We start from the raw sequence: 13,919 nt of genomic DNA, 5'->3' as shown, positions 1-13,919 counted from the left end.
TTATTTTTCTATAATTACTAATTGTGCCAGTTCAACATCAAGGAGTTTTGCTATCTTAATATATGTTTCCATTGTCGGTTGACAAGCATTAGTACACCACTTTGATACAGTTGTTGGAGCACACCCTAATTGCTCAGCCAGCCATTTATTTGTCCTTTTCTTTTCCGCAAGAACAACCTTGAGTCTATTTATATCCTTATCCATAATAGGCTATTTAACATGCAAAGTTAATCAAATCCTTTAATATAAAGTGTATATGGAGAATTATTTATGCAATAATGGAATTAAATTAGCATTTTCCCCACCCTGCGCATTTTATTTCTACAACTATACGATATAAATTGGATGCGAACCTACATCAAATAAAGATTTCCGTTTACATGTTATTTTTCTATCAATGAATTTCACCTTTCAAAAATATTATGCTTCACAAACATTATGTTCGCGCTGCATAATAAAAAATCCCCCCCTTTTTTATTCTTCAATAACGTGTAAATCACTGTTATAACTTGTTTTGTTTGGAAATTTGGCGCATTTTCGCTTGGTAATTTGGCACACTATAGTAGTCATTCCGCCTTATATCGCCCATCCAACACTCCGGCAAACATATCCGCTTCTCTCTTGGAAATACTTAATCGTGTTGCCAATTCGCGCCATCCTTTTACAGCTTCAATCACCTCCGAAATAATCTTTTCTGCTGTTTTACGGTTTAGCATGTAGTCTTCGCAAGCATCCAGCAAAATACTCAACTCTGCTTTGTTAGAAGTTGAGGAAACAAGCAAACTTTGATACTCATTCAACGTGGGGTTCATGTCATATGCAGGAGACAGTGTCCAACCTTTTGCAGTCAAAAGGAAACCATGATTGCGAAAATGGTCGTCACTATTGCCTATACAAATATTGAAAGCCACACGACGGTATAGTTCCTGGAGATTTCGTTCCACATCGGTACAGCTCTGAATAATAAAGTCGACTATATCCAGATAGCCATGCCCAGTAGTTGCATTGTCACCATCACTCAGCCCCAATAAGGTCATGGCAGATGCAAAATGAATGCGTTTTCCTTCTTGGGTTCTATCGAAGCGTTGTGACAGCAATGTATGATATTTCTCTCCAGTTGCCAACACTTTTGTTTTTGCAGCGTTTATCCCTGCTTTTGTGGCAAGCAAATGACTGAAATGCTCCCCAAGCCCAAAATCATAGTCATCCTTGCGCGATGGAAACTTGGCCACATAAAGAGTTTTATCCGTATCTATCACATTGGCTTTAGGCCTTGCACCTCCTAATGACGTTCCCGGTTGCACAAGTTGTGCAATCCATTTCCTATCAGGGAGCATATTGTTTTCTTCACATTTCTCTATCTCGGCACTGGCCGCAATCAGTTCCCGAATATCCGTCAAAGGTGGAATTTTCAATGATTCACTCACATTGATAAATTCGCCATTGAGGTCTTCCTTAAAACGGAATCCACCCATTCGGGAGAAATCATCAATACCAGTCAAGAAATCGAAGGATGACAATCTCCGTATTGGTCGTTTTTCTTCCGCCGCTGCAATTTGCTCACGGCGCAACAACAAAGTACGTCCCCAACGATCCGGCAAAGCATCAGAAAAACATCCGAATATATCCTTGTCCGGTTGTGTATATTGTTGTCCCGGGTAATTATTCAGGTCGTCACTCAAAAACAGATTGCTGTGCTGCCTTAACCATTCATTATTGAACGTAAAACTATAGCTGTCCGCACCACGAAGAGACTCATAGCCTAGTTCGCCAATGAGTTCCACTTCTTTGAGCCAATCGAAATCGGCATATACATACAACTTTTTCATAGATTATTCTTTCTTGGATGCACGTTCTCTTGTTTTCAAACTCAAATCTTGCAAAGCTTTTCCCATTTTATCTTCTTTGGCAAGCAGTAAAATATCATCATCGAGTTGCAAAGCATACAACACACGCATATAAATTCCTATAGCAACAGTTGGAATACCTTTTTCAATTCGAGACACAGTAAGCGGTGAACAGGTAGCCCGTTCTGCCACCTGAGCTACACTCAGATTCCTACGTAAACGAGCTAGCTTAATCTGCTCGCCTACAATCTGCATCTTTTGCTCCAATTTTCGGGGAAGTTTGGTTCCCATTGTATTCTTTGTCATAATCAACCCTTCATATAATATGCAAAGATAATGCTTTTTGTTTATTTAATAATACATTATGAAGATATTGTCTTATATCGTTTATTCCATAAAGTATAGAATTTAGAAGCATACTTGCAATCTTTTTACACCCAATTCTATAATCGGACTTGTTACATTGCCAAGCTTATTAACAATATTTCCGTAGTTAGTAATTAATTGCACCGCTTCAGCCAAATGCAATCTTTCTATAATATCTATCTGTGCACTTACTTCTACATCCCTATGAGCATCTATTCCCTTTCTAACACGAGTTAATTCGGCTGTGTTTTCCTCTCTAAACTTGGTAAGCTCTTTTCTTGCAGCAGTAAATGCTCCATAGTCATAACTTGGGAAACAATCCTTAATAAATTTAATAATATCACCAGTAGTATCAACTAACTTTTTTGAAGTTTCATATATAGCTGTATATGCCGACTTAATAACAGTTCGTTGCTCCCATTCGTCAACATCTTCAACGGACAAGCGCTTCAAATATTCCTTCATTTCAATACTTGTCATTTGAATATGTCCCATCGTATTCCATATGGTTAGATTGTCTTTGAATGCGAATTTCTTAGCTTCATAGATAGACAAAGACGCCATACTACATTTTTTAATTTGCTCTTCACAGACAGCAATATTATTTTTACAATGATTTATGCTTAGATGTATTTGCTCTAAACAATTTTGCTCCATTTGCAATGTTTCATTAAGAGTATTCTTTAGCTCTTTTGCATTGTCACTTATCCGTTGTTGTAAGAAATAGTCTAAAGGACTTTTTTTATATTTCATATTTATCTTTCTTTTTTGTTATTTCGTTACTCTCTACCTAATCACTGGTCGGTGCACCTGTCTCTATACGAGCTACGGTGAACGGAGAACAGGTAGCCCGTTCTGCCACCTGAGCCACACTTAGATTTCTGCGCAATCGAGCCAACTTAATCTGCTCACCTACAATTTGCATCTTCTGCTCCAATTTTCGGGGCAACTTTGTACCCATTGTATTCTTTGCCATATTTTCTTAATTTAAGGTACAAAGCGACTATGTCGATGACTTTGCCACAGCCAACATATCATATAATATACAAAGGTCATACTTTTTATTTATTTAATGATGTGTTGTACATAGAAAATGCACATCATTGAATAATTAACCATGCACATATCCCTTTTTGAGCAGAAACTCCAAAGATTAAATGTCATGATTTTGTTTGTAAGTGCTATATACACCTATCTACAAACAATATATTATTCGTAATATAGATGCAAATTATTACTCATACACTCATCATATCAAAGAACTATTTTGCTTGCCAAAAGAAAAAGATATAACTCCACTCTCAACTTGACTTTAATGACCGTTACCCATCTATATACTTTAATGTACCAACTTAGTTAATGGTATATTTTCCTATCAGATAGGGAATTTGCATGGGTTACAGCGTTTCGGAGTAGCAAAGATTCATGAGTCTGGAATCTTTGTCCTTGAGACGTGTTAATTGATTCTCAACATGGAGATATATTCCTAAAAATACTTAGATCATGTCTAAAGAATCATTCAAGAATTCCATGCTGGCTGCGGGTTTCGAAGGGACAGGAAAAATAAGCAAAGCCGGACTTGTTAAGTGTCTCGACGAACTTAAAAGCGGATTGACAAATCCGTCTGATGTACAGACTGCAATGACTGATGCAGGCTTTTATAGCTCAGCCAAGATATCAAAATCCGGACTTGTCGCAGTATTCAATGCCATGAAGGCTGGCTTTAATCCATATGCCGGAACCGCATCGTTTCAACTGGGATTGATACTATCATTGCATTCAATGAATGCAACGAAAATTAGTAAGCAAGATCTGAACAAGATGTTGTCTGTTACCGCCGACGCGGTGTTCATTCCATCTATTTCATTTACGAACAATACTTTCACTACAGTTGTTTCGTCTACTGACGAGTTTCCGATTCAAATTACTGTAACGAACATTGTAGTGGATAACGGTACTATGATCGGAATCGAGCGAATCGTATATAACGGTAGAGAGCTGAACCTCGATAATATCACTGACATGCAAGTTATCTCTGGTACCGTAGAGCAATTTGTCTTAGTGAGCGGTTATCCCGGATGCGTAATTGGCCTATATTCATATACTGCATATCAGACTTCCGGTTATGATACATTGACCGCAACAATAGATGGCGTACGTTGTAAGATTAACATCAAATGTACGATTAACGTATAACGACTGCCCTTGCTGAATAAAAAATCGCCCCGTTCAACGATTCGTTGTACGGGGCGATGAGTTAGCTACCTTATGTGGCTGTTCTTTAATTAGTTTAGAAACATCCAAACGGCCTGAATGACGGCCCATACGATATTACAGATCGAACAGAATCGGGTCAATTTTGTTCTGAGAGGTTTGACAACTAAAAACAAAACGGATACGATAAGCAATATCACGTCGATAATAGAGACGTATTGAATCAAATCGCTCATTTCGTTGAAATACCCACTGAGATCACCCTCCGTCAAGCATTCGATGGCATCGGCACCGATGATAAAGGCAATGCCTATCAGGATGATTTCCACAAGGATGAAGCATAAATTGGCTATCCAGGGTTTCATATCTTTTCTATTTTTATGATACCTAATTATTCCGTGAAAGCCGACGACAGTTTGCCAGTCAGTTTTATATATCGGCTCATTTGAGACGCCGACATGCTACCTTCGGCTCGGCTTAATTTTTCGCTGTAGGATTCGGCTTTTTCCAGCATTTCCGCATAGGCCGATAGGGCTGATATGTCGCCACTTTGAGCTTTTCGATATAGCTCGATGTATTGGTCGATGTATTTTTCATATTCATCCAGGACTTTATCCCAGTTGTTCGATCCCGATGAAGTACTTGTCGATGTATGATTCGTCGTATTCGATCCGTCGTATTCGACATTCGGGTTATCGTCCCAATGTATATCGTCATTCGACCAATCATAGCCGAACGTATTGTCGATCACCTCGAATGAAACAGCCTGGTCGAATATAGTTTTTGCCATCTTCTTTTCACTATTGAGACCGAAGTAATCCCATTTGAATGAAATACTTTTCGTGTCGCCTTCGCTGCCGGTATTCAAGAACTCTTTGAGTTTCGTCGTTTCCGTCCGGCTGGTGGTAAAACCGTAAACTCCGGTATCGAATATTTCGCCGGTCTCACCGATCGGATTGAGCCGAATACCTTCCGGATGTTTTCTACGGCAGATTTCAGTGCCGACATTAACCTGCGTCAATTCAAATTTGACGGTAATGAAAGCATCGTCTCCATTGTGGGTGAATTTGTAACTGCCGTCCACGACTTTCACATGGTCTTTCAGCAAACCTGTGATTTCCACATCGGCAACTGTTACCTCGCGTTCCCGGGGAATGCCGGAGCAACCGCACAGCAGGCAAGTCATTGCCGCAAAATAGAAGTTTTTCATAACATGTAAAATTACGGTGCATCTCGCTATCGTTTTACACGCCACAAAAAGAAGCGCGGGCTGACACTTACCGGCAGAGAGGTACGACCAAGCACCATAATCCCAAGTAAGTAAAGCCCACGCTATCGCATGAGCGTTCACTTATTGTTTGTGGGATTAGATTAAAATTGGTCGTTTTCTCTGCCCAAAACAATAGCTAAACGCTATTCATATGTCGCCACAAAATTACAAAATTTTGCTCCGTTTCAAAGGTTATATACTAGTTCCGTGTATCTTAATCGGGTACTCGGTTGGGCTATGAATTGAACGAATCGTTGTAAGTCATCCAAATTTCTCGTATTGTATCTGTATGCAAACTCGTCGCAATACATTTGCAGGTGCTTGGGTCTGACAGCATGATAAATGCCTTTCAGCCCTCGTTTTAGATGAGACCAAAATCCCTCTATGCCGTTCGTATGAAATCCCTTCTCATTTACATATTGTTTGGTATGATGAGTAACCATCTCATGGCGGTATTCTATGGAAAGGCCTTGATATGCCTGCCACTCATCGGATACAATCGTAGAGCCGGGTTTTACCAAGCCATATATGATCGGTTTCAGGGTTCTCCCGCTTGTATTGGGAACAACAAGAGCGTAAACTCTTTTGTCGGTTAATAGTCCGAAAACCGCAACTTTTTGTTTGGTACTTCGCCCCCGATTGAATTTGAAACGCCCTTTATTTCTGCCACCGATATAAGTCTCATCCACTTGCACGGTACCATCGAATTTGTTCTGTATAAATAACTCTGTGTCATTCAGATTGTACCTTATCCGATTGAGCATAAACCAGGCTGTCTTTTGAGTAACCTGTATATCACGGGATAATTGAAGGCTACTTACCCCTTTCTTGTTAGACAGAAATTTGTCAATCGCATAAAACCATTTGTTCAATGGTATATGGCTCCCCTCGAACATAGTTCCAACAAGTACGGTAAATGTTTTTCTACAATGCCGACATTTATAATACCCCTCACGTTTCAGTTTATAGTGATATTCGGAGGAGTGATTACAGTGTGGACATATCGGTTTCCCATTCCATCGCTTTTGTTCCAACAGCTCTCTACATGATTTTTCATCGTGCATTAACCCTTTTAGGTCCCAAGAGGTCTTTAATTCCCGTACCATTTACTTGCCATTTTCTCGAATGGCGGGTAATACAGAATAGAAAGTCTTTGGTTCATGAGCTTTATATTATTTGGTTATATAAATATAATAAAAATTTATAACACGTTAAAATTCAGGAAATTAAAAGTTTTCAAGAGGTGTAAAATGCCTGACCTTAGGCTTCCGACAAGGTCGATACATTGTCCTAAATCTTATAAAACTTGATGCTATGCCGGAATTAGTCCTATTATCACCTCAAAATCGTTTCGTAAAAGACATCTTGAAACTCAAAATCCACCCCAAACCCTGGATGCATCTCGGTATCATCAAATGGGATAATGGCAAGCGAGGGTATGCCCTCTGGATATGGGATAGTCGTCAAGTAATCGAAGAGGATTACTTATCCGAAGAACAAAAAGACAGAATCGATTTATATATCACCGATCATTTTTTAAGCAAAGAAATAAAGACAAATGATAATTTTCTGCCTTTAAGTGGCGGAGGAAACATATCGAAAGCTATTTCGGAATATTTCGATAGACACTACGACAATCTTATCACAGGTATAGAGGCTTATCTAAATCTGTCGTATGAAGAGGCCCTGCATGAATTATCTGAGAAACCGGATAAAACCAAATTAGTGGCACGTATTAAAGAGGTTCTTGGAACTATTTCAACCTATGGACAGCGGTGTATTGACATTGATAATTTCAAAGATGGCATAAAGATTCGCTGCAATGGAGGTCATGATGTCGCGACAATGATCAATAACAAGCTAATTAAAGCCGGATTAAGAACAAACCTGCCGAATAACAGCAGGTTTATCACGGTGTATTTCAAATAAAATAGCTTGGTATATTCAAGTATATAGTTGGGCTTCCTTAAAGCTTTTGGGCGAAATCTGGATGAGTATCACACCCTTCTTGAGATGCCTGATACCTATATCATTTATCGTTTCTTCTTTGAGTGGCTCGACAAGAAAAAACATAAACTTGGGATGAGTCAATGGGTGAAGACCATAAACTCCATGACTGCTAAAGAGCAGAAAATATTCTTTGATATTATCCACGACAAAGATTTCAAGACCGGATATAATAGCACAGAACTGCCAAAACTCGTACAAAAGGCACTTAGTTTTTACCGTAATCTCCGAGATGCGATTCAACAGTCAGATGGAGAGCTTCACGAATTGAAACTGGAATTTGATGCCCTTCCCAAGGGAAACCTAGACTACATCAAGGACTCATTTGCAGGGACGATTAGGTTTAAAGCATATTTGTGACAAAGTTCTTGAGCTTATCTGTTATGGAGAATTTCGTTCCAAATATCATGAAAAACGGCATCCTAACGGACTTTATAAAAAACTTCAAATAAACCTCCATTTATAGCAAAAGTAATAATGGCATACGGAGACAGATATAAGGAGTATGAGCAGTACCTTTTTCCCGGGGAGCTGGGGAGCCGGAAGTGGAGGAACATGCGCGGAACTGGTCAATGGCGATTGCAAGGCCAAGCCAATATATTCATGGCTATTCGCCATTATTCAATAATAAACAAACACTGAAAACAAATGAGCAACATTAAAAATATTACACGCGATTTCCACCCAAGGTGTGCGACTTGCGGATGTCAGGATATGTTTGAGTATAATGAAGACCAGACTTTCATTAAATGCTCTAATTGCGGTAGGGAATATCCTGGTGGCAAAGACGAGCTATTAGAATATAATTCCGAGGAGTTGGAGGCTCTTAAAGAAGACATGGCTCAAGAAGTAAAATCAGCTCTTGCTAACGAGCTCAAATCCATTTTCAAGAAATGGAAATAAGCAATTGGTCTGTTCAAGATTGGGCAGCCGCTATAGGAGCAATAATAGCGGTTGGCGGTGTGGTATTCGGTGCTCTTAAAGGTATCGGGAAACTTATCCTTTGGATTAAACGCAAGTATAAGCCAAAGGCAGCAAATATAAGAGCAAACTTCTTCAAACAAGGGAAAAGTTGGCGTATAAGAGTTTACAACGCTTCAGAGATTGATATTCATGCCGAAAACATTCAAGTGATTATTCCTGAAACCGAGGGCGTATACGCTCGTTGGGACGATTCAAAAACGTTCCCTCGTCTTAAAAAACATGGAAGCTTTGATATTAACGTTCTTTTATGCACAAGTGCACCAGATTTCATGCCCATTACTATCAAATGGACTCAAGGCAAGAAAGAATTTAGTGTAACTGAAACTCTACAACTTAGATCATAGTAACATCACTTGGCAGCATATATCTTTTCCGCCTTCAAAGAGTTGAGAATAAACAAGACTACATGGCATACAAAGACAGATATAGAGAGTTTGAGCAGTATCTTGCTTCCGGGGAACCGGGGGTGGAGGAACGTGCGCGTAACTGGTCGATGGCTATCGGCTTGCAGGATGTTGACCGGTTGAAACCGTCGGAGTTTCTGCTTGAACAGGCTAAAGCCAATATCGAGGGTAGAATTTCGAGCGAGGAGGTCGGCAAGCGTCTTGAGGAGTTTTATAGCCAAAAGTCGGTTCGAGAGAAAGCGGAGGCTGACGGAACCTTTGAGGCAGACCGGGTGGCAGACCGAATCAATCTTCTTTTGGCGGAGAAGGCTTTTACATTCTCTCCGATGGAGCTGTCACGTATTCATGGATTTCTTTTTAAAGATGTACTGTCTCATGCCGGACAATTCCGCGCATATAACATCACTAAAAATCAATGGATTCTTGACGGCGATACAATCAGCTATGGCAGCGCAGGGTCTTTGTCGGAACTTCTGAATTATGACTTCGGCGAGGAAAAGAAATTTGATTACAGCACCGTTTCTTCTGCGGACGCTATCAGACATATCGTGCGATTCATTTCAGGCATCTGGCAAATTCATGCATTTGGCGAAGGCAACACCCGCACGACTGCGGTGTTCCTTATCAAGTATCTAAGAAGTTTTGGCTTCGAGGTGAATAACGAGAGCTTTGAAAAGCACTCATGGTTCTTCCGCAATGCGCTTGTCCGCTCTCAATACGAAAATATTCCCAAAGGTATTCACCGTACGTTTGAGCCATTGGAGCGATTTATGAATTTCGCAGTGTTCGGCATTCCGGCAGACCTCCGCAACCGCACTTTACACATCCATTGGAATGCAGCTAAACCTCAAAGCGACGCCTCTAAACGTCAAATTGACGTTTCCGAAATGTCATTATTAACATCGGTGTCAAAATAACGCTACTTGGATAATAAATCATGGACGACAGTCTTAACATACAGATAGAAGAGGCTCTGAAGGCTTATCGGGCTTCGGGAGTCGAGGATCAGGTGAACTATCAGAAGTTCTATATTTATTCCATTGTGACCAATTCCACCGCAATTGAGGGTTCTACTGTCACTGAAATAGAGAACCAACTTCTTTTCGATGAGGACATTGCTGCCAAGGATCGCTCTTTGACCGAGCAGATGATGAACGTATACCTGAAAGACGCTTATCTTCATGCTTTCAGGGTTGCCGCTGAGATTCCGACATATACGCCAAAGTTATTGCAACAACTATCCGCACTGGTTATGCGCCGCACCGGAAGTGAATACTCCACTATTACCGGACAATTCGATTCTTCAAAAGGCGAGTTCCGACTGTGCAATGTCAGTGCCGGTATTGGCGGAAGGAGTTATCTCGCCTATAATAAGGCTTCGCGTGCAGTGGATGATTTTTGCAGGTGGCTCAATGATGAAATTGCCAAAGTAGACAAAGCAAATATTGCAGCTTGCTATCGCCTGAGTTTTGAAGCTCATTTTAGACTCGTAACTATTCATCCGTGGGTTGACGGCAACGGTCGAACAACCCGACTGGTGATGAATATGATTCAGCGGCAGTTAGGACTTGTTCCCTCTATCGTCAGAAAAGAAGACAAGGGCGAATATATCCAGTCACTCGTTGACAGCCGCGAGAATGACGATTCTACAATAGTACAGGACGTTATGCTACGTCATCATATCGTAAATCTCAAACGCCGAGTTTCACAGTATCAAGAAAATGACACTGTAAATACTCAAAGTGACACTGTAAATAACACCATAAGTGCCAATAATGACACTGTAACAGGTCTAAAGAAATCCTTGCAAAAAGTATATACGACCATTTTAAACAATCCGGAGATTACACATTCAGAAATGATGGAGACGCTTCATATTTCAGAATCCACAGCTAAACGAGCAACAAGAGACCTCAAAAAACTTGGCTACATTGCGAGGGAGGGCTCTGACAAAACCGGTCGATGGGTTATTCTAAAATAATACCTATAGTCAGGTAACATTATTAGCATAGTAACGTAAGACAATGATTATGGAAAAATTCAGAGGCACAAGATATAATTCGATGTGGGATGGATCGACATGGTTCATTCTTGGACTCGTTGCGGTCTGCTGCGTTGTGCCTTGTTTCATGTATGACGGGATATGGCCGACGATTATTTGTCTTGTGATGCTGGCGTTTGTCTTGGTGACATTTCTCAGTATCTATTACCGGATTGACGGTGATAAGCTCGTGGTGTATTCTTTCTTTATTCCCACCGCCTACCCGATTGACAAGATTAAAGAGATAAAACCTACGAAGAGTGTGCTATCGGCCCCGGCAACATCGCTTACTCACCGTCTGGCAATCACCTTTACCGACCGGAAGATTCTCAAAAGCTCCATTCCACTCATTATATCGCCCGTGCGTCAAGAGGAATTTATCCAGCAACTCCTTTCTGTCAATCCGGAAATCCGCAATAAAGCGCAATAAATTTGGTCGTATGGGATTTTATGCCTAACTTTGTAAATATCATTCTGCGGAGTGTTATACTAATATATTAGACATAAATATCATTATGATGACATTTACGAACAAATCATTGGCTACGCCTGATGTAATCAGGAATCTCGGCATGAGGTTTCGTGATTACAGGTTGCGGTTGCGCATGACCCGTAAGGAGGTTTCCGAAGCGGCATCTATCGGCATGACCACACTCTATAGGTTTGAGTCCGGCAATATGACTGACATTTCGTTCAGTACTCTTCTGAGACTATTAAAGGCAATAGGTCTTGGAGAGAACTGGGATACACTGCTGCCCGAATTGCCCGAATCACCTTATATGTATAACGACAATGAGAAAAAAGTACAACGTGTTCGCCATTCCGCGAAAAAATAATTACGGGCATGAAATACTTGAAAGTAAATCTATGGGGGCAGGAAATCGGACGGCTCGTGTGGGACTCAGCCACGAGACGTACATATTTTACATATAACCCTGAGCTGAAAGACAGGCTTCCCGACATTGCTCCGCTAATTTCTCCTTCGAAGAACCGAAATTTTCTTCTGCCTATATATGGGGATGACAGGCCTGTTTACCAGGGGCTTCCACCGTTTATCGCTGACTCATTGCCGGACTCATGGGGTAACACTTTATTTGATAAATGGGTAAAGGACAATAAAATACCACGCAATAAAGTTACGCCACTGTATAAACTGATGTTCATTGGCACACGAGGTATGGGAGCTTTGGAATATGAGCCTTACGCTGCAGACCTTACCCATACTCGTACAATCGACATCAAATCGCTATACGATATTTCTCTCAAAATTCTTGAAGACCGGGACAACATCGTACTGAATGCCAACGAGGAACTGACGTTGCAGGCATTGCTTGCCGTGGGTACGTCAGCCGGAGGTCGCCAGATGAAGGCGATTATCGCCATTGACAACACGACCGGAGAAATTCGGTCTGGTCAGACCGATGGGCTTGAAGGTTTTGAATATTATATCTTGAAGTTTGGTGACAAATCCATGCCTATTGCCGAAATTGAAACTGCATATTACAAAATGGCAGTTGCAGCCGGAATCGAAATGGAGGAATGTCGGTTATTGCCCATAGACAGCATCAACCATTTTCTCACCAAACGTTTCGATAGGAAAAACGGCCAAAAGATTCATGTTCAGACTTTGGCTGCCATAAACCCCGAGGCACGAAGCTATAAAGACCTCGTTGCGACCTGTCGCGAACTGTCAATCTCCGAGTCTGAGATTGAGCAGCTCTTCGCACGGATGGTTTTTAATGTCATGGCCAACAATACTGATGACCATAACAAAAACTTCTCATTCCTACTTGAAGAGGATGGGAAATGGCGGATGTCACCGTCATACGATACGACATTTATATTCAACACAAAAGGCACAGGCCCCAATATCGAGCGTAGATTGAGCATTGGAGGAGAAATAAGTGAGATTTCCAAGACAGACCTACTCGATTTTGCGAAACAGCATGATATAAAGAATGCCAACGCAATCATAAACCGTGTAGCCGAGGCAATTTCAAAATTCGGCGAATACGCCGAGCGGTGCCATATCACTCAACCATGGCGTGGTATAATCCAAAAGACACTGAACGACAATCTTATCGCTTTCGGTTATATCTCCAAAGACGATGGTATCGAAAAATCCTTGTGCGATATGCACGGAAGAACTATCACTGATTTTTCGGTATCAGTCAATTCCAAAGGGCATTATGAAGTAGTTGTGATAATTGACGGACAGCGTCATCGACGATTCGTCAGACCCAATATGGACCTCTATACCGACCTGACAAATCAAGACTTTTATAATCTTCCTACCGATGAGAGAATCCGATTAGTTGAAATCCTGTTCCCTCCGGAATAGAGCCTATAGGCTCTATTCCGGCTAAAACATTGGGGAAATCGGCTCAATCTGAAACCATTTTTCATGGATATAGCTTAAAATTTGAGCCGATAAACAGGATAAAACTCCTCTATGGATAAGACTGCGGCAGACATATCGACAGAAAAAATCAGTGAATTTGTACGCGTATCTGTATGTCGCTAAAAGTTAAAGTTACTATATTCCTTTGATAATCCGATTATTATCGCTAATTTTGCATTCAGTCACTGTTGTCTGTTTGGCAAATGCGGCTTGTAACGATTTAAGTAGCAGACGGTTAACCACTTACAAACATAGAAAATTCACATCACTTGTACGGATTAGGTTTATATCTATCTGTATATCAGCAAATTAACCGCTTCTGCATCGTAAGTAAGTAAGTAAGTAAGTAAGTAAGTAAGTAAGTAAGTAAGTAAGTAAGTAAGTA

The 13,919-nt window shown here is 40.7% G+C and carries 17 protein-coding genes and 1 pseudogene; 10 read left to right on the top strand and 8 right to left on the bottom strand.

Annotated elements, in window-relative coordinates; all coding sequences use genetic code 11:
• The 5 genes and pseudogenes from Q9S52_RS00340 to Q9S52_RS00320 all read right to left on the bottom strand — a co-directional run.
• Window positions 1-204 carry a helix-turn-helix transcriptional regulator gene (locus Q9S52_RS00340; protein ID WP_195554881.1) on the bottom strand — a complete coding sequence of 68 codons (204 nt, stop codon included), beginning with the start codon at window positions 202-204 and terminating at the stop codon, window positions 1-3.
• Between the two features lie 362 nt (window positions 205-566).
• Complete coding sequence (locus Q9S52_RS00335) at window positions 567-1,829, bottom strand: type II toxin-antitoxin system HipA family toxin (RefSeq protein WP_304707552.1); 1,263 nt, start codon at window positions 1,827-1,829, stop codon at window positions 567-569.
• 3 nt (window positions 1,830-1,832) lie between these two features.
• Complete coding sequence (locus tag Q9S52_RS00330; RefSeq protein WP_032573715.1) at window positions 1,833-2,153, bottom strand: helix-turn-helix domain-containing protein; 321 nt, start codon at window positions 2,151-2,153, stop codon at window positions 1,833-1,835.
• Between the two features lie 102 nt (window positions 2,154-2,255).
• On the bottom strand, window positions 2,256-2,966 hold the full coding sequence (locus tag Q9S52_RS00325; RefSeq protein ID WP_155012630.1) for a hypothetical protein: 711 nt from the start codon (window positions 2,964-2,966) through the stop codon (window positions 2,256-2,258).
• Between the two features lie 46 nt (window positions 2,967-3,012).
• Window positions 3,013-3,189, bottom strand: a pseudogene (locus tag Q9S52_RS00320) (helix-turn-helix domain-containing protein); the annotation flags it as partial.
• A gap of 527 nt (window positions 3,190-3,716) precedes the next feature.
• On the opposite strand from Q9S52_RS00320, the gene Q9S52_RS00315 reads away from it, so the two are divergent.
• Window positions 3,717-4,409: a hypothetical protein gene (locus tag Q9S52_RS00315; RefSeq protein ID WP_304707546.1), complete on the top strand. Its 693-nt coding sequence runs from the start codon at window positions 3,717-3,719 to the stop codon at window positions 4,407-4,409.
• Window positions 4,410-4,498: 89 nt separating this feature from the next.
• On the opposite strand, the gene Q9S52_RS00310 is transcribed toward Q9S52_RS00315, so the two are convergent.
• The 3 genes from Q9S52_RS00310 to Q9S52_RS00300 all read right to left on the bottom strand — a co-directional run bounded on the left by Q9S52_RS00310 (window position 4,499) and on the right by Q9S52_RS00300 (window position 6,803).
• A complete protein-coding gene (locus tag Q9S52_RS00310; RefSeq protein WP_300601312.1) occupies window positions 4,499-4,792 on the bottom strand; it encodes a hypothetical protein in 294 nt (97 codons plus the stop codon).
• A 26-nt stretch (window positions 4,793-4,818) separates the two neighbouring features.
• Window positions 4,819-5,637 carry a DUF6591 domain-containing protein gene (locus Q9S52_RS00305; protein WP_304707543.1) on the bottom strand — a complete coding sequence of 273 codons (819 nt, stop codon included), beginning with the start codon at window positions 5,635-5,637 and terminating at the stop codon, window positions 4,819-4,821.
• A 245-nt stretch (window positions 5,638-5,882) separates the two neighbouring features.
• The gene (locus Q9S52_RS00300; RefSeq protein WP_304707541.1) at window positions 5,883-6,803 is read right to left on the bottom strand and encodes an IS1595 family transposase; all 921 of its coding nucleotides are present in this window, start codon (window positions 6,801-6,803) and stop codon (window positions 5,883-5,885) included.
• Window positions 6,804-7,011: 208 nt separating this feature from the next.
• Here Q9S52_RS00300 and Q9S52_RS00295 point away from each other — a divergent pair, with 208 nt between their 5' ends.
• The 9 genes from Q9S52_RS00295 (at window position 7,012) to Q9S52_RS00255 (ending at window position 13,474) form a co-directional block, all read left to right on the top strand.
• A complete protein-coding gene (locus tag Q9S52_RS00295) occupies window positions 7,012-7,626 on the top strand; it encodes a hypothetical protein (RefSeq protein ID WP_304707539.1) in 615 nt (204 codons plus the stop codon).
• Window positions 7,627-7,653: 27 nt separating this feature from the next.
• Window positions 7,654-8,064: a hypothetical protein gene (locus Q9S52_RS00290; RefSeq protein WP_304707537.1), complete on the top strand. Its 411-nt coding sequence runs from the start codon at window positions 7,654-7,656 to the stop codon at window positions 8,062-8,064.
• Between the two features lie 288 nt (window positions 8,065-8,352).
• The gene (locus tag Q9S52_RS00285) at window positions 8,353-8,607 is read left to right on the top strand and encodes a hypothetical protein (protein WP_304707535.1); all 255 of its coding nucleotides are present in this window, start codon (window positions 8,353-8,355) and stop codon (window positions 8,605-8,607) included.
• On the top strand, window positions 8,598-9,032 hold the full coding sequence (locus Q9S52_RS00280) for a hypothetical protein (protein WP_304707533.1): 435 nt from the start codon (window positions 8,598-8,600) through the stop codon (window positions 9,030-9,032). Before Q9S52_RS00285 ends, Q9S52_RS00280 begins: the two co-directional genes overlap by 10 nt.
• 62 nt (window positions 9,033-9,094) lie before the next feature.
• A complete protein-coding gene (locus Q9S52_RS00275; RefSeq protein ID WP_304707531.1) occupies window positions 9,095-10,009 on the top strand; it encodes a Fic family protein in 915 nt (304 codons plus the stop codon).
• Window positions 10,010-10,029: 20 nt separating this feature from the next.
• Window positions 10,030-11,073, top strand: coding sequence for a Fic family protein (locus tag Q9S52_RS00270; protein WP_304707529.1), 1,044 nt, complete (start codon window positions 10,030-10,032; stop codon window positions 11,071-11,073).
• Window positions 11,074-11,122: 49 nt separating this feature from the next.
• Complete coding sequence (locus Q9S52_RS00265) at window positions 11,123-11,563, top strand: PH domain-containing protein (RefSeq protein WP_304707527.1); 441 nt, start codon at window positions 11,123-11,125, stop codon at window positions 11,561-11,563.
• Between the two features lie 85 nt (window positions 11,564-11,648).
• Complete coding sequence (locus Q9S52_RS00260; RefSeq protein ID WP_304707525.1) at window positions 11,649-11,969, top strand: helix-turn-helix transcriptional regulator; 321 nt, start codon at window positions 11,649-11,651, stop codon at window positions 11,967-11,969.
• A gap of 8 nt (window positions 11,970-11,977) precedes the next feature.
• Window positions 11,978-13,474 carry a type II toxin-antitoxin system HipA family toxin gene (locus tag Q9S52_RS00255; RefSeq protein WP_304707523.1) on the top strand — a complete coding sequence of 499 codons (1,497 nt, stop codon included), beginning with the start codon at window positions 11,978-11,980 and terminating at the stop codon, window positions 13,472-13,474.
• Window positions 13,475-13,919: the final 445 nt, after the last annotated feature.

Origin of the sequence: uncultured Rikenella sp. (assembly GCF_948810725.1) — a bacterium.
Lineage (GTDB): Bacteria > Bacteroidota > Bacteroidia > Bacteroidales > Rikenellaceae > Rikenella.
The sequence above is the reverse complement of the archived record's forward strand: the minus strand, read 5'-3'. Positions and strand labels throughout refer to the sequence as shown.

Bases quoted from the DNA above. Each gene is read 5' to 3' on its own strand.
- Q9S52_RS00285 (WP_304707535.1), top strand. From the start codon at position 8,353: ATGAGCAACATTAAAAATATTACACGCGATTTCCACCCAAGGTGTGCG.
- Q9S52_RS00300 (WP_304707541.1), bottom strand. From the start codon at position 6,803: ATGGTACGGGAATTAAAGACCTCTTGGGACCTAAAAGGGTTAATGCAC.
- Q9S52_RS00310 (WP_300601312.1), bottom strand. From the start codon at position 4,792: ATGAAACCCTGGATAGCCAATTTATGCTTCATCCTTGTGGAAATCATC.
- Q9S52_RS00255 (WP_304707523.1), top strand. From the start codon at position 11,978: ATGAAATACTTGAAAGTAAATCTATGGGGGCAGGAAATCGGACGGCTC.
- Q9S52_RS00280 (WP_304707533.1), top strand. From the start codon at position 8,598: ATGGAAATAAGCAATTGGTCTGTTCAAGATTGGGCAGCCGCTATAGGA.
- Q9S52_RS00340 (WP_195554881.1), bottom strand. From the start codon at position 204: ATGGATAAGGATATAAATAGACTCAAGGTTGTTCTTGCGGAAAAGAAA.
- Q9S52_RS00260 (WP_304707525.1), top strand. From the start codon at position 11,649: ATGATGACATTTACGAACAAATCATTGGCTACGCCTGATGTAATCAGG.
- Q9S52_RS00295 (WP_304707539.1), top strand. From the start codon at position 7,012: ATGCCGGAATTAGTCCTATTATCACCTCAAAATCGTTTCGTAAAAGAC.
- Q9S52_RS00315 (WP_304707546.1), top strand. From the start codon at position 3,717: ATGTCTAAAGAATCATTCAAGAATTCCATGCTGGCTGCGGGTTTCGAA.
- Q9S52_RS00275 (WP_304707531.1), top strand. From the start codon at position 9,095: ATGGCATACAAAGACAGATATAGAGAGTTTGAGCAGTATCTTGCTTCC.
- Q9S52_RS00330 (WP_032573715.1), bottom strand. From the start codon at position 2,153: ATGACAAAGAATACAATGGGAACCAAACTTCCCCGAAAATTGGAGCAA.
- Q9S52_RS00265 (WP_304707527.1), top strand. From the start codon at position 11,123: ATGGAAAAATTCAGAGGCACAAGATATAATTCGATGTGGGATGGATCG.
- Q9S52_RS00270 (WP_304707529.1), top strand. From the start codon at position 10,030: ATGGACGACAGTCTTAACATACAGATAGAAGAGGCTCTGAAGGCTTAT.
- Q9S52_RS00335 (WP_304707552.1), bottom strand. From the start codon at position 1,829: ATGAAAAAGTTGTATGTATATGCCGATTTCGATTGGCTCAAAGAAGTG.
- Q9S52_RS00305 (WP_304707543.1), bottom strand. From the start codon at position 5,637: ATGAAAAACTTCTATTTTGCGGCAATGACTTGCCTGCTGTGCGGTTGC.
- Q9S52_RS00325 (WP_155012630.1), bottom strand. From the start codon at position 2,966: ATGAAATATAAAAAAAGTCCTTTAGACTATTTCTTACAACAACGGATA.